The organism is Bordetella tumulicola (assembly GCF_054779135.1).
Window position 1 is genome coordinate 46257 of record NZ_BAAGYU010000006.1, and the last position, 21563, is coordinate 67819.

The 21563-nt window shown below is 57.5% G+C and carries 18 protein-coding genes; 3 read left to right on the forward strand and 15 right to left on the reverse strand.

The features are described from left to right. Position 1: 1 nt before the first annotated feature. A complete protein-coding gene (locus ACYVDM_RS04170; RefSeq protein WP_415788993.1) occupies positions 2-1135 on the reverse strand; it encodes a pyridoxal phosphate-dependent aminotransferase in 1134 nt (377 codons plus the stop codon). A gap of 30 nt (positions 1136-1165) precedes the next feature. Continuing rightward, a complete protein-coding gene (locus ACYVDM_RS04175) occupies positions 1166-1948 on the reverse strand; it encodes an SDR family oxidoreductase (protein ID WP_415788995.1) in 783 nt (260 codons plus the stop codon). Between the two features lie 156 nt (positions 1949-2104). Here ACYVDM_RS04175 and ACYVDM_RS04180 point away from each other — a divergent pair, with 156 nt between their 5' ends. Then, a complete protein-coding gene (locus ACYVDM_RS04180; RefSeq protein ID WP_415788997.1) occupies positions 2105-2773 on the forward strand; it encodes a GntR family transcriptional regulator in 669 nt (222 codons plus the stop codon). 111 nt (positions 2774-2884) lie between these two features. Here the strand turns inward: ACYVDM_RS04180 and ACYVDM_RS04185 are convergent, their stop codons facing one another. Next, positions 2885-5128 carry a phosphocholine-specific phospholipase C gene (locus tag ACYVDM_RS04185; RefSeq protein WP_415788999.1) on the reverse strand — a complete coding sequence of 748 codons (2244 nt, stop codon included), beginning with the start codon at positions 5126-5128 and terminating at the stop codon, positions 2885-2887. A 37-nt stretch (positions 5129-5165) separates the two neighbouring features. Beyond that, the gene (locus ACYVDM_RS04190; RefSeq protein WP_415789001.1) at positions 5166-5321 is read right to left on the reverse strand and encodes a hypothetical protein; all 156 of its coding nucleotides are present in this window, start codon (positions 5319-5321) and stop codon (positions 5166-5168) included. Between the two features lie 269 nt (positions 5322-5590). Here ACYVDM_RS04190 and ACYVDM_RS04195 point away from each other — a divergent pair, with 269 nt between their 5' ends. Next, positions 5591-6439 (forward strand): HAD-IIA family hydrolase, encoded by an 849-nt coding sequence (locus ACYVDM_RS04195; RefSeq protein WP_415789003.1) that lies wholly within the window; start codon positions 5591-5593, stop codon positions 6437-6439. A gap of 83 nt (positions 6440-6522) precedes the next feature. On the opposite strand, the gene ACYVDM_RS04200 is transcribed toward ACYVDM_RS04195, so the two are convergent. The 8 genes from ACYVDM_RS04200 to ACYVDM_RS04235 form a co-directional block, all read right to left on the reverse strand. After that, on the reverse strand, positions 6523-7044 hold the full coding sequence (locus ACYVDM_RS04200; protein WP_415789005.1) for a hypothetical protein: 522 nt from the start codon (positions 7042-7044) through the stop codon (positions 6523-6525). Then, entirely contained in the window at positions 7044-7358 is a 315-nt protein-coding gene (locus tag ACYVDM_RS04205) for a PAAR-like domain-containing protein (RefSeq protein WP_415789007.1), read from the reverse strand. The genes ACYVDM_RS04200 and ACYVDM_RS04205 overlap by 1 nt, the downstream gene beginning before the upstream one ends. A gap of 68 nt (positions 7359-7426) precedes the next feature. Next, the gene (locus ACYVDM_RS04210) at positions 7427-8470 is read right to left on the reverse strand and encodes a pentapeptide repeat-containing protein (protein WP_415789009.1); all 1044 of its coding nucleotides are present in this window, start codon (positions 8468-8470) and stop codon (positions 7427-7429) included. 10 nt (positions 8471-8480) lie between these two features. Then, complete coding sequence (locus ACYVDM_RS04215) at positions 8481-11108, reverse strand: DUF2169 domain-containing protein (protein ID WP_415789011.1); 2628 nt, start codon at positions 11106-11108, stop codon at positions 8481-8483. 9 nt (positions 11109-11117) lie between these two features. Beyond that, complete coding sequence (locus ACYVDM_RS04220; protein WP_415789012.1) at positions 11118-12140, reverse strand: hypothetical protein; 1023 nt, start codon at positions 12138-12140, stop codon at positions 11118-11120. Positions 12141-12218: 78 nt separating this feature from the next. Then, complete coding sequence (locus ACYVDM_RS04225) at positions 12219-13223, reverse strand: hypothetical protein (protein ID WP_415789015.1); 1005 nt, start codon at positions 13221-13223, stop codon at positions 12219-12221. A 25-nt stretch (positions 13224-13248) separates the two neighbouring features. Beyond that, on the reverse strand, positions 13249-14235 hold the full coding sequence (locus ACYVDM_RS04230) for a hypothetical protein (protein ID WP_415789017.1): 987 nt from the start codon (positions 14233-14235) through the stop codon (positions 13249-13251). A gap of 27 nt (positions 14236-14262) precedes the next feature. Continuing rightward, the gene (locus ACYVDM_RS04235; protein ID WP_415789019.1) at positions 14263-16143 is read right to left on the reverse strand and encodes a type VI secretion system Vgr family protein; all 1881 of its coding nucleotides are present in this window, start codon (positions 16141-16143) and stop codon (positions 14263-14265) included. A gap of 384 nt (positions 16144-16527) precedes the next feature. On the opposite strand from ACYVDM_RS04235, the gene ACYVDM_RS04240 reads away from it, so the two are divergent. Next, positions 16528-17076 carry a PIN domain-containing protein gene (locus tag ACYVDM_RS04240; RefSeq protein ID WP_415789630.1) on the forward strand — a complete coding sequence of 183 codons (549 nt, stop codon included), beginning with the start codon at positions 16528-16530 and terminating at the stop codon, positions 17074-17076. A gap of 76 nt (positions 17077-17152) precedes the next feature. Here ACYVDM_RS04240 and ACYVDM_RS04245 read toward each other — a convergent pair whose 3' ends face one another. The 3 genes from ACYVDM_RS04245 to pnp form a co-directional block, all read right to left on the reverse strand. Then, complete coding sequence (locus ACYVDM_RS04245; protein WP_415789632.1) at positions 17153-18370, reverse strand: threonine ammonia-lyase; 1218 nt, start codon at positions 18368-18370, stop codon at positions 17153-17155. Between the two features lie 99 nt (positions 18371-18469). Beyond that, complete coding sequence (locus ACYVDM_RS04250; RefSeq protein ID WP_415789021.1) at positions 18470-19195, reverse strand: hypothetical protein; 726 nt, start codon at positions 19193-19195, stop codon at positions 18470-18472. A 151-nt stretch (positions 19196-19346) separates the two neighbouring features. After that, a complete protein-coding gene (gene pnp, locus ACYVDM_RS04255; RefSeq protein ID WP_415789022.1) occupies positions 19347-21506 on the reverse strand; it encodes a polyribonucleotide nucleotidyltransferase in 2160 nt (719 codons plus the stop codon). Positions 21507-21563 lie beyond the last annotated feature (57 nt).

Here is a 21563-nt window from a genome sequence, read left to right on the forward strand (position 1 = left end):
GTCAGAATAGGTTTTCGGGGACGTCGATCGTACGAGCCAGCTCTACCATGTCGGGCAGCAGCTCACTAAAACGATCGGCCCAGGCTTCTGGCACCGTGATGCTGACCTTGACAAAGCGATGACCAAAACGCTTGGTGTGATACGAGCCTTGTCGGATCATGATGCCCTTGGTCTGATAGGCGGCGACCAACGCTTCGGGCTTGATGCCGGCGCCGACCGTTTCGATAATCAGCAGGTTTGCCTGGGACGGATAAACGGGCACCGAAAAACCCGGGATACCCAATGCCGCCTTGGCAACGACCTCTTGGTTGCGACGCTGACGTCGCCAGATCTCCGGAAACCACTGGGCCTTGCTCTTGAGCCCCGCAATGGCGGCTCTCTGAGAGAGAACATTGCTACCCAAGTTGTTCGGGGGGGCAGACGCAAACCTCTCGACCAAGTCCTCGTGCGCCAACACAGCCCCCAGTCGCATACCGGCCAGGCCCAACCATTTAGAGAAGCTATAGATCTGGATAGCCTTTTCCGGATAGAACCGGAACGCCGGGGTAAAGTGCTCGGCAAAACTGCTGTAGGTCGCATCGTGAATCAAATACGCGCCGACCGACTTGGCGATTTCGGCAAATGCCTTGATCTCGTCCTCCGTATGGCAAGTGCCCAGAGGATTGTTGGGGTCAACGAGGTAAATGACGCGGGTATTTTCCGTAACGGCGGCGCGCAGTTGCTCTATTGTTAACTTGTAATGCTGTTGCGCGTTGTAAATCGGCAGTTCGATCACATTCGCACCGGCCTTCTTGGCGAAATGAATCGGCCATGCCCAGCTGGGATCAGTAGTCACGAAATCCGTCCCGGGCGCGCACACATTGCTGCAGACGTTATAGAGCGCCTCGACCGCGCCATCCGTCACCAGCACAGCGGCGTCGGGGGTCCCCATGTCCACGCGGATCAGTTCACGCAACTCTTCAAAGCCGGCTGGCGGCGCATACGCATGATATTCGCCACTATCGAGGGCTTGGATTACCGCTTCTCGGACAGAGTCATGTGGAGGATAGTGGTTGGTGTTTTGCCCCAGCCACATCAAGCCCGGCGTATTGCAAAGCTGATCAAAATATTGATTACGGATTTGAAAGTTTTTCATGGCAATTTATAGATAGCGAATAAACCGTCGTCACACGACGGCACGGCGCGAAGCAATACCCCCGTCAACCGTGAACACGGTGCCCGACGTGTAGCCAGAGCGAAATGAGGCGAGGAACAAGAACAAATCGGTGATCTCGTGAACTTTGGCCGGACGCCCTAGCGGATATCGTTCGAGCAACTCCTCATAGCGATCCGCGTCGCCAAGCCGGTTCTCCGCGAATTTTTTGAGCATGTTGTAGATACGGCTCGTATCGACGGGGCCTGGGTTCACACCCACGACGCGAATGTTGTCATCCAGACTAGAGCCCCCCAACGCGCGGGTCATCGCCATCAACGACGCATTGCCGGCAGCGCCCTCGATGTAGTTGGGATCGCAGACTTCACCCCCATTGCCGATGTTGTTGAGAATGACGCCACCGCCTCGCTGCTTCATGCGTGGGTACACCAAGCGCATCATGTCCGCGTACCCAAAGCCCTTTAAAGCCCAGCCATCGCGCCATTTTTTACCGTCGAGGTCGAACAGCGTGCCGCTGGGGATCACCCCAGCGTTGTTCACCAACACATCGATATCGCCTGCATCGTCCACGATCTGTTCACAGGCATCTGGCAGGGTCATGTCTATGGCGGAGACGGTCACGGCGACCTGACTGCGTTCCTGGATCTCGCGACGCAGCTCTGCCAGTTTGTCAGCCGAACGCGCCGTCAGATGCACATCGCACCCCTCCTCGGCAAAAGCGTACGCCAGCCCTTCTCCTATGCCCTGCGACGCGCCCGTGATGAGAATTTTCTTCCCTTTCAACTGCAAATCCATATTTTCCAGTTCCCTTTTATAAGCACCTGAATCTTCTTTGTGTATACATAATAGGCATTTCTTGTATACATAAAAAGCCAGGGTTAATACTTAACAGGCTTTAAGAAGAGACGATCACGTTACAATCACGTCAAACTGAAACTGGGAGTCCCCTTTTTGACAGAAGCCGTCACCTTTGCCGCGTCAATCCAACAAACCCTAGAGCAGGAGATCCTCTCGGGCGTCCTTTCCCCGGGAACTCGCCTCGAAGAAGAAGAGTTGGCCGCGCGTTTTCGTTGCTCTCGCACACCGGTACGCGAGGCGTTGCGACAATTGGCGGCAGCGTCGTTGATCACAGTACGCGCACGACAGCCGGCAGAGGTGTCGGCGCTGTCGGCGCGCAAACTGATCGAGATGTTCCAGGTAATGGCCGAGCTGGAAGGAATGTGCGCGCGGCTAGCCGCCAGACGGGCGACGGCCGAGCAGATTGCATGTATACAAGCAGCGCACGAACGGCTAGAGGCTGTCGCCGACAGCGAAGACGTGGATCTGTTCTATGAAATCAACCGGGAATTTCACGAAGCGATCTACGAAGCCAGTCAGAATGAATTTTTGGCAGAGCAGACGCGTGGCTTGAGAAACCGGGTCGCGCCCTATCGAAAGCTGGTCACGCATCGGCGGCGGCGGCGAGTCGATTCGTTGACGGAGCACGCTGCCGTGTTAAATGCCATCATCAAAGGTGACGAAGATCTGGCTGATCGCGAAATGGCGGACCATGTGAATTTGCTAGGGGAGAAACTGCTGGACTTTATTGCGTTGTTTCCGGAAAACGCCCAGGGTGCTTGAGTAGGAGGCAGCCAGCATTGCCTGTGTGCTTCATCAGCACATTGATCGGGTGTTGTTCCAAACGGCTGGGCGCGCACCGTAATGCGCGCCCAGCCGTTCATGCCTCAATCATCAGAGATGCTGCGCCATAGCGGGATCGCTGACGCCGTGGCTGCCGTTCTCCATCCGTCCAGCGAAGCGGCGCTCGAAGCCCTCGGCAACAACGCTGAAGTCATACCAATTGCCGCTGTCCTCGATGGACCAATGGTGTTCTGCCACCGTGTCCGCCTCAACCGCCAAGGTCCATGGCCCATCCGTGCGGTAAGCATTGGCCTGCAGCGAGGCCTGCACCACAGCCGTGCCATGATTGCTCACCTTCACGTACACCGCGTTGCCGGCGAGCTCATAGCAAACCTGGACTTCCAGAGCCACGCCCCGTTGCGTATTGCCAGAGAACGTCCGAACGAACCCGTTGGTGCTGTAGACCCACAGATCGTAATCGCCACCGTTCCACGTGTCGGATAGCGTCTTGCCCGCTTCGACGGTGTAGCGGCGGGGAATCAGATCCAGGTTGCGCTTGTCGTAAACATGGAACACTGCCCCAACACTGCCCGTGTTACTGAACAGCAGCTCCACGGCACCGTCCTGCCCAATCCTGGCGCTGGTGTGCAGCTCATAGGGCAGTGCTCGCGACAGACGCGTGCCAGTCTCCTGGTACAGCGGCTGCGGCGTCGCGGGCGCCTGGGTTACCGCCGTCGTGGGCAACAATCTCTGCGCCTCATTGATCGCGACAAAGTTGCTCGTGTCGGGCAATTTGGGCACAACCGGATCATTCGGACTGACGAAATCGAAGCACGAAGTGAGATCGCCGCAGACCGCACGATGCCATGGGCTGATGGCGTCCACTGTGATGTCAAAGCGCGTTTCCAGGAACCGGCCCACCGAGGTGTGATCGAACACTTCCGAATTAACCCAACCGCCCTTGCTCCACGGAGACAACACATACATCGGTACGCGTGAACTCAGGCCCCACGGACGAATTGTTCCGCTGGTGGGATCATCGGCCGACAGATAATTGCCCACGGAGGCATCGAAATATTCGCCATCCAATGGCACGGTGGACTTGCCCATCAAAGCGCCGTTGGCATCATAGGACGGCACCGCCGGCATCGGCAGATGGTCGAAGAAGCCATCGTTCTCGTCGAAAGTCACAAAAACAGCGGTTTTGCTCCAGACTTCGGGATTGGACGTCAGCGCATCCAACACGTCCGCGACAAAATCGGCTGCCCCGGCCACGCCCTCACGGCTGCCCGGATGCTCGGCCAGATCCTGCGTGGGCAGCACCCAAGAGACCTCCGGCAGGGTGCCATTCATTACGTCCTTCTTGAGTTGCGCGAGGAAATTGACGGCACCGTCGTCCTTCTCGGGACCGCCCGTCAACCCATGCTCATAGATTGGTGAACCCGGCTGAGCGGTGCGGAAACTCTCGAAGGCCAGGCAACCATGCATGGCGCCCGTCCAGTTGTTGTTCATGTTCTGGTAGATATGCCAGCTCACGCCCGCGCGCTCTAGCACGTCCGGCAACGTGTCCCATTTGAAGGCGCTATTTGTGTACTTGTAGTTGTAGGCGCCTGTCTCGGGATCGATTTGCCCCGAGCCATCGGGCTGCTGCGCCCGACCCGCTGCCCAGTTCGACGGGTTCGGCCAACAGCGCGAGTTGACGGGCTCGGAGTCAGTATCGGTGCAGTTGATACCCCGCTTGAGCAGTTCCGGATTGGCGTTGGAACCTGACCAGAAGATAATGCGGTTCGGATCGGTGCCGGTGAGAATAGAACAGTGATAGCCGTCACAGATCGTGAAAGCATCGGCCAGCGCGAACTGGAACGGAATGTCCTGGCGCGTGAAGTAGCCCATCGTCGCCTGGTTCTTGAACTGAATCCAGGTATCCATCTTTCCTTGGTTCCACGCCGCTTGCTGGTCGGGGAAATTATGGGGCGTACCGGATCCGATCAACGCGTTGCTGGTCCGCGAGTCGCGGTGAAAAGGCAGGATTTCCTCGCCGCCACTCGGGTTTGGCTGGAAAAATACCGACTTGCCGTTGGTCAGCGGGATCGGGAAACGATCACCGAAGCCCCGTACGCCACGCATCGTACCGAAGTAGTGATCGAACGAACGGTTCTCCTGCATCAGGATCACGACGTGCTTGATGTCTTTAATGGTGCCGGTATCGACGGCGGCGGGAATTGCGAGCGCGCGCTGAATGGAAGCTGGCAGCAAAGCCAAAGCCGACAGCGCGCCGGCCGTCTTGGCCGATGCGCGAAAAAACTGCCGACGTCCTGGCAAATCAGGTAAATGCGAATTGGAGATCTTGGTCATGGAGCGACTCTTGCGTTAGGTTGGACGGGACGGGCGTTTAAGGCGCACAGCGCAACTGGGGCTCGGGCTGCTCGGGGTTAGGCGGCGATGGCGTGTCATCGTCGTCGTCGTTACCGCTGCCACAAGCGGCAAGGGTCAAGCTCAGAGCGATGGCCGCAACGAGGGCGCGGCCCGGTGCAAAGTACGAGGTCATGAATACTCCTGGTTAGGGAACGTTGCCGGGTCTGGATAGCAGCAAAGCCATAAGGACGCCGCATTACTGATCGAGAATGCGGCACAAGTTCAGATCAGGTCCGGAACGCAGATTAGGCGTCGTACATGACAGGCAAATGAAAAACACTCAATTCAAAAAAATACATTTTTGAATTTTATTCATATAGAATTTCACCCGGCCGCTGGCTGGATTCAGCCGCGGCGCTCCCCTCAACGTCAATCCGCGCCCGCGCGCCCCACCGCCGATCCATGACCTGCATTGCCAGCGCATCTCTGTTAGCCCCGTCGGTCTCCCCATTAGCCGAGTCGCCTTGGACACGGCGCTCGCGCGGCCTGATCCTGGATCTGGACGGCACGCTGATCCGGGGACACGAAGTGATCCCCGGCGCTCGGGAACTGCTGGCCTGCTGGTCTGACCGCTATGTCATCGTCTCCAACAATTCCACGGACACGGCGGCCAGTCTGGCGCCGCAACTGCAGGGTTTGGGTTTGCCGGTCGAGGCTGGCTCCGTGGTTCTGGCCGGAGAACAAGCCGTGCACCATATCGCGCGCAGCTATCCGCACTGCAAGCTGATGTTGTGCGGCTCCGAGCATCTGCAGGCATGCGCGGCAGGCCTTGGCCTAGTGCTGGTGTCCCGAGACGCGGACGTCGTGCTGCTGGCGCGCGACGTCGGCTTCAACTATGCCAGGCTGCAGGCCGTGACCCGTGAACTGATGCGGGGCGCAACGCTGATGGTCAGCAATGGGGACCTCACCCACCCCGGCCCCAAAGGGTCAGTGGTGCCGGAGACCGGCGCGTTGCTACGAGCGGTACTGGCCTGCGTACCCGCCGTCCACCCGCACATACTCGGCAAGCCGTCAGCCATGTTGTTCAAAGAGGGATTGCACCGGCTGAAGCTGTCGGCGGAGGATGTCACAGTCATCGGCGACAACGTGCGTACCGACGCGCTAGGCGCGACACGCATGGGAATGGGCTATCTGCTGGTCGGCAGTGCACCGCATGCGGATGCGCCGGACGTGGCGCGGCTGCTTGAGATCGAGTGCGTACGTCGGCATGCGCTACCTGAGGGCATTGCAGAGGGCGACGAGGGTCAGTAACGCTTGGCCAAACGGAACCCTCGGAAGGGGAAGTAATCGTTGAGCCGACTCACGCCGTAACGGCGTGATGTCTGAAAGAACGTCTATTTCAATCGAGCGTAAGACCTCTCGATCATCACCAACGCGAATATCTCGCTGTCGGGTGAAAACCGCACGGGAACGTTACTTCCGACCGTTAGCATGGGCACGGCTTCCTTATGGAACATCTGCTCGATATCGACCGTGAATGGCGGCAACCCAACGTCGTCCGGCCGCACCGCCAGCTTGAGCTCATACCATTGCTTGTGGCGCTCCACCTCAAGCCTACCGTTATATTCCGCCTCGAGAATCGTAGCGGTGCCTTGAGCGCCATTGTCATGCAGATCCTGAGCAATATCGGTGAGCACGGCACTCCGGTAGACGATCAATCCGCAGCCCACCATGAACACGGTAATCGCCCCATTTATGTACAGCATGGCACGTATTACATCTTCTTCCCATATTCCCATGGCAAGGCAAATCAGGCAGCCAATGAATGCGGCTGTCCCTAGCAGCATGAAAATAGGCGCCCCCAGTGTTGTAAACAGGTAGGCGCGCATCTTCGATGCTACGCGGCTGCGTGGCATCAAGCCGCCAGGACCAAGACTTTTTTCTGGTCCATTTTCAGATACATGCCCAGGGTATTCCATAGATTTTGTAATGCCAGGCACAGCCAGCGAATGACCATTCCCCCCGACGCCACCACCGTAAAAGAGAACAAAGCAATGGTCGTACCCAGCATGAACAGCGTACCGGAGGCCACGCCAAGAACGCCTGATGGCATGTCTATAGTCAGGGGCGCAATCGAATACAGATTATGCGCCGGCTTGTTTTGAATAAACACGTTAGTGGTTGGTAGCTTCATGCAGCTCAGCATGTCGTTCTTCGAAACCCCAGTCATATAGGGTCCTAGTCCGATGCTGCGCCCGCTGCCCATACATCCCCAGAATGGCATAGTGGCTCTCCTTGTCAGGCACTCCAGATTTCCGCTTCGAACAACTCGTCGTCGCGTTCTACAGCTCCCAAGCGTCGTTTGATCGACTCATCGTCGCATACCGCTCGGTGAAAGCGTGTTTTTTCCAACTTTACATCTGCAAAATCACAACGGTGCAACACTGCATAGGATAGATCGGAATAGCGCAGATCGGCACGCGCGAAATTACAACGCTCTATCACCGCTTTTCCGAAACTGCTCATATCGAGCCGTGTATCCGAGTAGTTGGTGTCCTGCACCCGCGCCCCATTCCACAGAGACTGACTGAACACAGCCCCCGTGAAGCTGGTGTCATTTATTTCCGTATTAATAAACAAATTACTGACGGCCTTCGCATAATCGAAGCGGCATTTTTGTAGCTTGGCGTCCGTGAAATTGCACATAGCCATGTCGCACTCCGAAAAATCGACCTCTTCCAGAACCGCCTCATTGAACTGCGCGCCCGAGATATCCTGCCCGGAAAAGTCATAACCCGACAGCTTGCAACCCGAAAACATCACCTCGCGGAGAATGGTCCCCTTGAGATTCAAACCATGCATATCGAGTTGAAAAAAAGAAGCCTTGGATAAATCCGCATCGCTAAAATCCGCACCCTCGAGTTGAGTCTCCATGAAGTCGGCAGCGGTCAGCACTTGCCCCTGCCATTTGGAATCTCGTGCGTCGCAGTCGACCAGTGCCAGATCGTCAGCAGAACAATTGCCAAATGTCGAGCCACGCATCATGCAATTAAGCAGCTTGAGGTCGCTGAGTTTGGCGTCCATGAATACGGCGCCCTCTAGTTCGCACTGATCGAATCGGCAGCCTGACAAATCGGCACCTGAGAAGCGGGCGCGCGGAAAACGACAATGAGAAAAAAAGCTGTCTTTTAAGTGAGTGCCGGCGAAACGTACGTCGGAAAAATCGGCACCCCGGAAAAGCATACCCTCCAGGTACTCGTCACCGAATGACTCACCCGCAACGTTCACCCCGATCAACGTGTCGAGCGAGGCTGTTTTGGCCAGTATGTCCGCTTTATTCATCGATGCCTCCTCAACTCAACGGTAGATTGCGCCGTTTTGGCACAGTACGTGTACGTTCGATATAGGCCTGATCGATGATGGTGGATGCATCCAGCAGCGTTTCAGACATGTCCGCCCTAAAGAGATTACACCGCGACAAATTGGTGCCAATAAACCTGGCTTTCTGGAAGCTGCCATTCATCAGGTTGCTGCCCGACAGATTAGCCTGGTCAAAATTGGTTCGCACAAAGGACGACAAAGGAGTCTGCACCCGATGCAGGCGGCAGGCTTCCAGGATCGCCAGAGAGAAATCGCACTGTTCGAGTATCGTGTCGACGAAATTAGCGTGCTCGAACCGCACCTCCCGAAACAGGCTTTGGACAAAATGACAGTCCGAAAACACCGGCTGAGCCAGGACCATGCCTTCGTCGAGCGTCAGTTTGGTTACCCGGCACTTCTGCATTTCCCAATGCACCAACTGAGTCTGATCAAAATCACAACTGGTCAGCGTGCAGTCGATCATGGTCACATCTTCGAAGAGTCCTGCATCGAGATCCATTTTCTCCAGCGTACACGTCTCGAAACGACAGTTGCGCAGTGTCATGCGCGTCATCTGAAGGTGGCGTACGTTCGTCTCCGTTAGTACGCAGGAGTCGAACGCCATATCCTCCGCATTGAAATCCTCCAGCGTCGCCTCGGCAAATCGGCAATCACGGAACACCACAGGCGTACGGGCAATGATGTTGCCAATATAGGCGCCAGCCAGACTGTTGCCGTCGAAACGCGCCTCGCTGATATTCGCCTGCTCCATTCTTGTGCGGTCCAGGCAGGCGCCCTGAAAATTCGCCCGCGCAAGCACCGTTTCCCTGAAAATTGCTCCCGCCAAGTTGCAACCCGATAGATCCGCTCCTTCCAGCCAGCATTCGGAAAAATCAGCGCCCTGCAAATCCATCCCGGACAAATCGGCCCCGGTGAGATTCATGCCGGATAGATTACGGCCTTTCTCATAGCGCGCCAGGATGCGTCGTCGCAAGACGACGGCGCGATGCTCATCCACTCGAGCCACACCGTCCTGAAACTGAACCGAATATAGGTACATCTTGTTGAGCGATTGACGTGCAAAATCATAAACTTCGCCCAGCGTGGATTGCCCAGCCTCAGGCGAACCTGCGGCGATGCCGCGCAACGTCCGACGCGTGTCCACCGACTTCATGTCAAGGCCTGTCAACAGAGCATTCGGCGGGCCGCTGCGTGCAATATGCGGGCGGCCGGACGAACTGCTCATGTCCGCCCGCTCGTACACACTGCGTCTGAGGGAGCGCTCGAACTCCGACTCCTCGGGAACACCCGCGGGCGGCTTTCCTGCCAGTACGTCCTGGCGCTCGCGTTCATGTTCGGCCAGCAGTTCTTCCAGCTCGTGATTATTACGCTCAACCATGGCGGGCAAGTCGGACAAATACATCGGCTTTATAGGTCCGACGAAGCTGCCAGTCGCGCCATCGGGGCCGCCCTCCATGTACTGTCGAATCTTCGCCAGCATGGCATGATCGTCGAGAGGCTGCGTTTCAAACCACGGACCCAGCAAATCGACGGGCAGCAAGTCCTCGTCCCGCAATGCCACGAGCGCCGCCGTTTCATGGTCGCAGCGGGTCTGAAAGGTTTTCAGGTAATGCGCTTGGTCGCGGGGCTCTCCGATGCGTTCCAGGCCTGCCATCAAGGCGGTCACATCGTAAGCGTCATCCTCCTCGATCGGTATAGATCCATGAAACAGCAGCACATAGCTGCAGCGATGAGGGAGGAACCATACGGTAGTCGGACGCATAGAGATTTCGTCCAACATGCCCTGATGGCTACGGCGCTCGATGAAAACACGCGCCTTTAGCGGCGGCAGCACGCCCGACCAACACTCGAGTTCGGGATGCATGTTCCATATCTCGAACGACTCATCCATGCGCAACGCATCGCGATCGTTCCATACCTGGTCGGGCGGAGCAGCATTGAACAAGGAGGGTTGCATATCATCAAAAAAACCGGTGCCTACCTCTTCTATCCACTTTTGATCGTAGGTCCCCATTTTCTCCGCACGATGTGGCCAGTCGATCCGTATCTGCCCGAAGTTCAATGGCCGTACCTGTTGCCCACGGTCATGGATGCGTTCTGTCGGTGACTCCAGATTGGGTAGACGTACCGCACGCAACCCGGGTTCGACTTCGATCTCTTCCAGACCGGTTCCTAGCGGATTGTCCGGATTGCTGGGCCCACCGAAGGAATTGCTCCAGGTCAACGGCATGCATTCAAATGGCATCGGCTCGGACATGGTGTTTCCGGTCCAATACCTATTACCGAGAACCAACCCATCTTTGCGTTTGTCGTCGACGCGCACGCTCACCATGCAGGACTTCTTTTCTTCCTGCTGATGCGTGTATGCATAGCCGCTCACCATGTACTCCGGATGCGGTTTGGGCATGACGAAATCCAGTATTTCGTCAGCATCGAGCTCGGGAAGTATCTCCTGCACGAGCGTAAGCTCGGGCATCAATCGGGGATGGCCTTCTTTTTGCTCAACCAAGGCGGCCACTGTCACCGCCAGATGGATCTCATTGCGCCACCGATAAGGCCTGGGCAACGCCATCAGGCGCAGCGGTTTGACTGTCTTCATCGCTGCTTGTTATCCGAATTTGAGTTTCTTGCACGCTTTCCAGAGTGCGATACCTGCCTGTTGAATTTTCTTTCGAGCATTCGCCCGTTGATCCTCGGTCACTTCAGTAGTCAGTAGCGTCACATAGAAATCGCCACCAAAACCAATCTCTTTGAGAGGGGCGATAGACGAGAGTTTCGCCCAAGTAAGCGACGTAGAAAGCAGTGCACCGCTGGCGCTACCCCCGACTGCCGTCAAGGGGAGCAACGCATACATTTCGTAGCCGCCGCTATAGATACCCACAGAATAGTCCGCAATACTTTCGTCGTGATCGGCCGTGGCCCGATAGTGCGCGCAATTGATCGTGAGCGCGCCAGATGTCGTTTGGATAAAACTGTTATCCACTGTCCACACGGAACCATTGTTTATGTGCCTGGTTTCTTTTCCCAGGTAGGTCTCCGTGACCAGCCCCTGAACCATGGCATTGAAATAGCCGAAGATTTCCAATCCAGAGGGACTCGGGTTATCGGCAACTGCGATCGATACCGCCGCGGCAGTTCCCGCCAGGGCCGCATCACGTGGCGACATGCCGGCCGCCAGCGCCTCTCGCGTCTTGTCCTCGGCGGCACTGCTGCTCGCCCCAGCCCTGGCAGCCTCTTCTCCCGCGATGGCAATAGCTTGGTCGGCGCGCTCCTGGTCGGACAGCGAAGCAGGCAATTTATCGACGCGCGACGCGGCGCCATTCGCAGCCACTCGCGGGTCCGCGACCGTATTACCCACCAGGTTCTGGGCCAGATTCTGCAAATCAACGCCCTGCTTGGTAATCTCACCGGTGTTCGGATCACGAATGGTGGGATTATTCGAGGCAATCTGCGCGGCCGTTTCGCTTGCCGCCGATGCTGTCATTCGATCGACTCCCGAATCCAGCAAAACATCCATGACGCTGCTCTGAATATTGCTCTCGTCGAGTGCGATGCCGCTCACCCGAGCCATGGCGTCAGCGGCGCTGGATCCAGGAATGGGAGTAAAACCAATGGTCGGAAGGTCAGACATGACGCATCGTCCTGAGGAAAGGTACGTGATAGCTCAAACGCCTCTGGCACAACCAGGAATGGCAAACAGAACGCATCATCACTTAATACGATGAGAAATGGCAGTAGTCATCAGCACCCCAAAAATCACCAGGTCCAGCACCGTCCAACGAATATCATTGGCAGACCCCTTGTTTTTCCACAGCACGAGATCGGAATCCAACCCGGCCAAATAAACGCGTCCCCCACTCCCTATGAACGATGCTCCGGACACGGCCTTGCTCAACGTACCGAATTTGTGGCGATAGTAGTACCCAGACACCGACGACAAGGCTGTCGAATAATACGTGCGTTCGTAGCGACCGATGGCATGACCACTATGGGTGCGCACATCCTCCCCCGTGCTTTTCGTTTTGATCGTATCGCAATCGACGAGGAAGTCATGGCCCCCCATGTTGTAGGTGGTCGTCGAAAAATTGGTATGTATCGCGCTGCCCTTAATGTCGACTTGCTCTGCATTATTGAAAGAGTAGTCCGTATTGCCATGCACGAGCATCGTCAAATAACCATAGATCGAAAACGAATCCGCCTGGGGAGTGGACTGGGCGAGCACCGCTGCCACGGCTTGAGCGGCGGCCATGTCGGGGCTGATACCTTGATCCAGGTATCCCTGAAATTTAGTATCAAATAGCGCAGAAGACGCAGTGTCCATGGCGCCAGCATCGGCAAGCGCCTGTTTCCCCTGGTCACGAGCGATTCCCGCTTTGTCGACCTCTCCACCACTTTGCTCGGCCGCCTGCCAGGCATTGCGCGTGTCCTGCATCACAGACTGGCCGGCTCTGGCAGGATCCGCCAGCGTCACGCCGACCAATTGCTCGGCCACCGCCTGCTCCTGTCCGGGACTGCGGCTGGCCAGCTCTCTGGCCGTTGCGGCCGATGCCGCGGCCGTCACCGGATCCCCCCCATGATTCATGATGCGAGCCTTGACCATCGCCTCTAATTCGGCGGGCGTGGGATTGGGATGATTGGCAAAATAGCCGCCGACTTCATCGACAGCTTGTGCCGCTTTAGAGCCGGGGCGGACGTACGGAATCTCACCACTCATCGATAGTCTCCCCTGGACAAAATCATCATGGCAGAATGATCAAGGCAATCACCGTCTTGATAAGACGGCTGTTGAATTTTTCCATGTACTTGTTCGGTACCGTCTCATGGGAGACGCCTTTGAACCCAATACGTCCGGCCCCCCAAGTATCCATGCGCAGTGCAGAGCCAACCCGCACGGTGCCATAGCTGGCATTGACGAGATTGAGATCGACCCCGACCCCTGTCAGGGTCAGATCCACTAAGGGATTCGTCGTCACGGTCGTCGTACCCAGAGAGACAGAGTAAACGCTCCGTGACGAACGTTTATGGTTATGAACGATGTTGGTTTCCGTCTCCGAAGCGAGGATCGCTACCGTTTCCGCCGTCAACTTGACGTCCTTGGCCGTGAGGTGAAAATCGCCTGCCGTATGGTTGTATTCCACCGCTCCCTTCGTCGTCTTGATTTGGCTGTTCTGCAAATCAAGAGTGACTTTGTCGTGCACGACGGCGGTCAGATTTTCATGAATGTCGATGCCAGCCGGCATCAAGGTACCGTCCTGCGTCGCATTGATAATCGCAGCCTGAGCCGGGGCGGCCAACTCGGGAGACATGCCCGCGTCGTTCATTGCAGAGGTCGTCTCCGATAGCATTTCGCGCTGAGCGGACGTCATCGGGGCATCGTGATTCTCCAGATACTTGTCGATCTCGCTTTTCCCAGGTGTGCCCTTGCTTCCCGCGGGGCGATATCCCAATAGCTCATCGCCGTTATCCTCTAGACTGGGAAGCTGGCTCTGGCCTTTCTGATAGGTCTGGGTCGCAGCGGATACCGCCGCTGCATCGGGATCCATCCCGGTCTTGAGCTGATTGCGGGCGAGTTCCGCAGCCTCTTGCTGCAAGACCGGATCATCGCCTGCGCCCGTCTTGGCGTGTCGAACAACGATTTCCTCGACGACTTCGGGGGATGCTGATCCGCCCAGATTATTGATCTCCTCATTGACAGCAGCAATGATATCCTCGGCCAGATTCGGCATATACAGTGACCCCTAAAGCCTCGGCTATCAGCCTACGTTGCCGAAAATCGTTTTTTTGAAATTACCGACCTGAACCGAACCGGACGCGCCCAGCAAAAAATGCCCAACGGCGCCAATGTTAGTCAGCGTCTGTACGCCCGTCTGCGTGTCAACCAATATGCCCGTGGTCGATTTGGTGACATCGCCAGTTGTGGTCTCCAGCACGGTGCCCTGGGTATCGGCGGAATAAGCCTTCCGGTTCACCGTGGTGGGCCCGTTAAGCGTGACGTTGGTCTCTTCGCAGATCTCTACCGTCAGTGTCTTCGCCTTGATGCTGTAATGCGCACCGATATCTACGCTGTAATTGCAGCCCACCGTATGATCATGGTTATTCACCACCTCATGACAATGATCCTTCTGCGCCCGCTGATGCACTAACTCAGCCCCCAGCGTGTCATCAAAAAGCATCTTATTGCACATCGTCGGATCACCATATACCGACTGACTACGGAAACCGCTCTGGTTAGCACCCGCAGGCAATTCCACCGGCGGCATATTATTCGCGTTATAAACGCGCCCCAGCACAATCGGCCTATCCGGGCATCCACCAATAAAATCAACGACAACCTCGTCATTAATCCGCGGTAATTGCAGCCCACCAAAACCACCCCCCGCCCACGGGCTCGACACGCGCACCCAGCACGAACTGCTTTCGTTTTTCTGGCCGTAGCGGTCCCAGTGGAATTGGATCTTGATGCGGCCGTATTTATCGGTCCAGAGCTCTTTGCCCGCCGGCCCGACGACACGGGCCGTTTGCGGTCCGTAGGTACGGGGAATCGGCGTAATGCGCGGTGCGCGATATTGGACGTTCGACGGCAATACCGAGAATGAGGCTTCGTAAAACTCCTCCAGGCCACCACCCGAGGAATAGCCGCCAACACTCATCCGATAGTTGACCATCACCACCAGGTATTCGCGGTTTTCCGCGTTACGGGGATGATTGCGCAGCGTAAACAAATGGCCCGCCGCCAGACCTCGAGCATTGCTCAGGCCCATGTTTTGTTCCTGGATGCTTTGCAGTTCTTCGAGACGGATACGGGCATATTGCTCGCCGTGCTGCGCTTCCTGAAAGCCACCCTGCCATTCGAACATTTCCAAATTACCGGGCTCCGAGCCGCCCTTGCGCCTGGACATGGCGTCCAGGCTGGCGCCCGGTTTGGTGAAGTCATAATCGACGGTTGCGTAACCATCCGGCGTGACCTGCGCCGAGATTTCCCACATGGAAACGTATTCTTCCTGAGGGGTCGCCGTGCGATCCGGACCGTAGTACGGAATCGTGTCGTAGCCCGGCATCGGGCTGTGCGAGGCGATATCATCCGTCAGAACCAGGGTGTGCTGGTCTTTTTCGTGCTTGAAGTAGTAGTAGATTCCTTCGTGCTCCATCAGGCGACTGATGAAGGCAAAGTCGGTTTCCTGATATTGAACGCAGTATTCCCACGAACGGTAGCTGCCCGTCAGCTTGATCTCAAACGGATAGCCGTATTCCCCAAGCACTTCTTTGATAATGTCGGGGACGTTCTTTTGCTGGAAAATCTTGTTATCCGACGTCTGCGTCAGATACCAGAGCCAGGGCTTTACCGTGGCCTTATAGATATAGTTGCGTGAAACGCTGTTTTCGCGGCCAACCATAACGCAACGGACCACTTGCCCGCTCAGATAGCGTGTCGCCGCCGACGTCGCCAGCTCCAGGCTCAACGGCTTGCCCAGCAATTGCTTCAAATCCAGGTTGAAGTTCTCCGCAAGCAGCTCGACGTCGAACTCGAATAGCTGTGACAAGCCCTCATAGCCCGCCATTTGCCTGAATTTCAGGCCGTCTACGGCAGTATGGGCAATGATGGGACGGGTCTGAAAGAAGCTAGGGATATCCACAAACAATCTCCGGGGGAGCTCGTCGACCGACTCAAGCATGCGGCTGTCGCTGAATGGTCGTCATGAAAATGACACGCTGACAAGGCAAAATAACCCTGTATAGGTCTCTTCGCAAACTACTCGAATACCCACGGGGCCTCAATGCGGTTTTCCCTGATAGCTATCGTGAATCTATAACTATCTGAAACGACGGGAAAACCCTTCCCTTACTCGCGATCCATCCCGAAGATGCGTTTTGTTACGATAAAGTGGGGACACGTTGCGCCGTAGGTACCTGTTACAGTGTGACCTCTGCTGTTTTTAGGGCGCCAAGACGGCGTCATGACTGTGCCTGCTCTTCCCCCCTCTTCCCGCCCATTTGTCGTTTTGGATGCCTGTGTATTGATGTCTGGCATTGTGCGGCGGCTCATGCTGCATCTGGCCGCGCGTGGCATCTACCAACCTGTCTGGAGCGAGCGCATTGGCGAGGAATGGCGTCGGAATGCGGGGCGACTATGGGCGATCCCGGTGGACGTGCTGGAGACGCAATGGGCAGAGATGAACGAACGCTTTCCGCATGCAGCGCAAGACGATCTGCAGGTCTACGAGAGCGGGTTACGTTACAGCGACCCCAAAGATTTTCACGTTATCGCGGCCGGTTTGGCGCGACGTGCCCGCTGTGGGCTGCAGCAGCCGCCCCAGGTACTGGTGGCCACCTGGAACCTGAAGGACTTTAACCGGTCGGAATTGCGTCGCCAGGGTCTGGATGTATTTAATCCGGACCGCCTCCTGTCGCAGTGGTGGCAAGAGGACGCGGATCTACTGCGTGAGTCGATTCGCGCGGTCCCGACCGACTATATCGCCCTGGGGCGAGACCCTGAACCCCTGGCAGCTACGCTGCATCGCGAGCGCCTGTACCGACTCAAGGCCCTGGTCGCTCGCGACGGGATATAACCGCCGCGGTTGCCTGCCCAGAGTCCAGGTAACGGACGTGGCATGGCCGTTCGTCCCGTTGCATCAGAGCAATCACTCAATGGTCATGATTACTCGCCGCAAAACCCGCCGCATTCAGGATGTCGATGACTTCCTGAATGTGCTCCGCACCGCGTGTCTGCAGGACAAAATCCACCTCGACGTTACGGACAGGTAGGGCCGTGAAAGCGCGCTGGTGATGCACTTCGGTAATGTTGGCTTGCGCATCCGCGATAAGCTTGGTGGCATGCGCCAGGGCGCCGGGCAAGTCGCGCAGATCGACCCGAATACGCGCCAGGCGGCCCGCCCGAACCATGCCTCGCTCGATCAACTCGCCCAGCATTAATGGGTCAATATTCCCCCCGGTCAGCACCAGGGCCACCCGCTTGCCGCGAAAACCTTGGTGCCCCTCTGCCTGGTCGCGCAGCAAGGCCGCCAACCCGGCAGCTCCCGCCCCTTCGACCACGGTTTTTTCGATCTCCAGTAGCACCACGATGGCGTGCTCGATGTCGCCCTCGCTCACTAACTCGACGCGATCGACCAGGCGCCGCGCGATTTCCTGCGTAAGCACGCCAGGCGATTTCACCGCAATGCCTTCGGCGATGGTGTAGTGGCCCGACGCCATCGAAGCGCCCTTCAGGGCCGCATACATGGACGGAAAGCGCTCGGTTTGTACGCCCACGATTTCAATATTGGGTTTAATGGCCCGCGCGGCAGTCGCAATGCCGCCAATCAGGCCGCCGCCACCAATCGCGATAACCATGGCATCCAGATCGGGCTGGTCTTCCAGCATTTCCAGCGCCAGCGTCCCCTGCCCGGCAATCACGGCGGGGTCGTCATAGGGATGAATCATGATGAGGCCACGCTCACGCACCAACTCGTAGCCTCGTGCCTGCGCGTCATCAAACGTGTCGCCGTGCAGTACAACCTCGGCTCCGAAGCGACGGGTATTGGCGACTTTGACGGTCGGTGTAAAGCGCGGCATCACAATGACGGCGGGTATCCCCATGCGCTGCGCGTGGTAGGCGACACCCTGGGCATGATTACCGGCCGACACAGCGATCACGCCCTTGAGGCGTTCTTCGGGAGTCAACGCCAGCATACGATTCAGCGCCCCGCGCTCTTTGAACGAGGCGGTGAATTGCAGGTTTTCGAATTTCAGCCAGATCTCTGCGCCCAGGATATCGGACAGCGTGCGCGAATGCGTGAAAGGCGTTTTAAGAACTTGCCCTTGCAGGCGGGCGCGGGCGGCTTGAATGGTGGCGAGATCGATCACGTGCGAATCCAGTAATAAGAGCGTCGCCACGTCCATGGACGGTAAAGGGACGCACATTCCGTGCCGACAATGACCGGGGCACCCTGGCAGTGTAAAACGTCAGCGTACGGGCAGGAAGTTAAAGAACAGCAAGCCCTGGGCGTAATTGATGCCGACGCGCCGGTTATTCTCGCCCAAGAGGTTGGCGATCAAATCGAGGCGGCCAATGATGGCGCCGAACTCGCGCTCGAAGCTGAGGTTCGTCGCAGTCGGCGAAATTTCGTTGGCCAATAGCAGAAGCTCGCCGGTATTGTCGCGACGCGACGCCAGCAGCCAGGCGGCAGCCTCAACATTGCGCGCGGCGTTGTAGATCCGTTGTCCGTGCAAAATATCCGAAACATAGAGACGAGTTTTACCGTTATGCGCGGCGATCACGGTGTCAGCCAGACCGTAAATAAAAGCCGCGACGCGATCGCGTGAGTAAGCGGGATCCAGGGAGACCGCCAAAATCTGGATGTCTTGTAATCCACTGAGGCCTGGTGGCGGCGTACGGGTTTCGATCATTTTGCGCACCCGGGCGACGGCAGCCTGTTGATCGGCAACGCCGGCCTTGCGCCATTCGCGGGGATTGCGGCGATAAAGTTTGTCGAGCAAGCTGTACAGGCTGCTCAGGTTGTCGCGGATCTCGAGGGTGACGGTGCGATTGAAGTCGGTCTGCGCGAACTGGTCCATGGACATGTCCTCGCTGCGCGGCCCCACCGCCTCTGGCTGACCGAAGGTGCAGCCGGTGCCCCACAGCAAACTCGCGCTGGCAACAATCCAGCCCGCCCATCGCGGGCACCTCATATCGGGTGATTTCCTGTACTGGCCATGCGGACTCCGTCGCGTCGCGGCAGGGTCACTGTGTCCCCGCGTCAATGCTGCGTTCCGCAATTTACCGTAATTCGGAACAAGAACGGCACCTTTCGGTGCCGTTTTTGCTCAAGAAACGCAAAGCTTATTCAGCTTGCGGCTCCGACGCAGGAGCGGCATCGGCAGCGGGCTGCTGCTGTTGCTCGATCCCGCCGATGGCTTTGATGGACAGACGCAGACGGCCCTTGTCATCGGCTTCGATGATTTTGACGCGAACCTGCTGGCCGACCTTGAGCACATCGTTGATGTTGGCGATGCGGTAGTTGGCGATCTCGGAGATGTGCAGCAAACCATCACGACCCGGCAACACCTGAACGATGGCGCCGAAGTCCAGCAGACGCAATACCGCGCCTTCGTAGACTTGGCCGACTTCGACATCCGCAGTCAGTTCGACAATACGACGCTGGGCTTCTTTAGCCTGAGTTTCGTCGACGCTGGCGATCACGATGGTGCCATCATCGGAAATGTCGATCTGCGTACCGGTTTCTTCGGTCAACGCACGGATGGTGGCGCCGCCCTTGCCGATCACGTCGCGGATCTTTTCGGGGTTGATCTTGATGGTCAACATGCGCGGAGCAAAGGCCGACAATTCGCCACGCGAACCGTCCAGTGCCTCGGTCATCTTGCTCAGGATATGCAGACGGCCTTCGCGGGCCTGGGCCAGCGCGACCTGCATGATTTCCTTGGTGATGCCCTGGATCTTGATGTCCATCTGCAGCGCGGTGATACCGTTTTGCGTACCGGCAACCTTGAAGTCCATGTCGCCCAGGTGATCTTCGTCGCCCAGGATATCGGTCAGGACGGCAAACTTGCCGTTGTCCAGGATCAAGCCCATGGCCACACCGGCCACGTGATCTTTCAGGGGCACACCGGCGTCCATCATGGCCAGCGAACCACCGCACACCGATGCCATCGACGACGAGCCGTTGGATTCGGTGATTTCGGAGACCAGACGAATGGTGTACTGGAACTCATCATGTGCGGGCAGCAGCGACACCAAGGCACGCTTGGCCAGACGGCCATGGCCGATCTCGCGGCGCTTGGGCACGCCGATACGGCCGGTTTCGCCAGTCGCAAAGGGAGGCATGTTGTAGTGCAGCATGAAGCGGTCACGGTACTCGCCCATGAGCGCGTCGATGATCTGCTCGTCTTGCTTGGTGCCCAGCGTGGCCACCACCAGCGCCTGCGTTTCACCACGGGTGAACAAGGCACTGCCGTGCGCGCGCGGCAATACGCCCAGGCGCACGCTGATGGGACGTACGGTGCGGGTATCGCGACCGTCGATACGGGGCTCGCCGTTCAGGATCTGGCCGCGCACGATGCCGGCTTCGATGTTGAACAGCAGGTTGTCGACTTCGACGGAGTCGGGCGCGGCCTGACCGGCGGCAGTTGCCTGCTCAGCCAGCTTGGCGTGCACATCGCTATACACCTGGCGCAATTGCGTCGTACGCGCTTGCTTTTCGCGAACTTGATAGGCAGCCACCAAACCGTCTTGGGCTGCCGCGCTCACCGCGGCGATCAAGGCTTCGTTCTTGGGAGCGGGTTGCCAATCCCAATCGGGCTTGCCGGCTTCGCGCACCAACTCATGGATAGCGTTGATGGCGGCCTGCAATTGCTCGTGACCGTACACCACGCCACCCAGCATGATGTCTTCGGACAGCTGCTTGGCCTCGGACTCGACCATCAGCACGGCGTTTTCGGTGCCGGCGACGACCAGATTCATCTTGGACGACGGCAGTTGCGCAGCGGTCGGGTTCAGCACGTACTGGTCATCGATATAACCAACACGAGCGGCGCCGATCGGGCCATTGAAGGGGATGCCCGAAATCGCCAAGGCGGCGGACGCGCCGATCATGGCGGGAATATCGGGATCGATGTCGGGGTTGACCGACACGGTGTGCAGCACGACTTGGACTTCGTTGTAGAAGTCTTCGGGGAACAGCGGACGCAACGGGCGATCGATCAGGCGCGAGGTCAGCGTTTCTTTTTCGGACGGTTTGCCTTCACGTTTGAAGAACCCACCGGGGATACGACCCGCGGCATAGGTTTTCTCGATGTAGTCGACCGTCAGAGGGAAGAACGTCTGACCGGGCTTGGCCTTCTTGGCTGCCACAACGGTAGCCAGCACAACGGTGTCGTCCACCGACACCAGCACTGCGCCAGAAGCTTGGCGCGCGATCTCGCCGGTTTCCAGTACGACCGTGTGTTGGCCGTATTGGAACGATTTAGTCACTTTATTGAACATGACGAGGATTCCTTACAAATGAAAAACCGTGGCCGCTGCGACCAACGCCGCAACGAC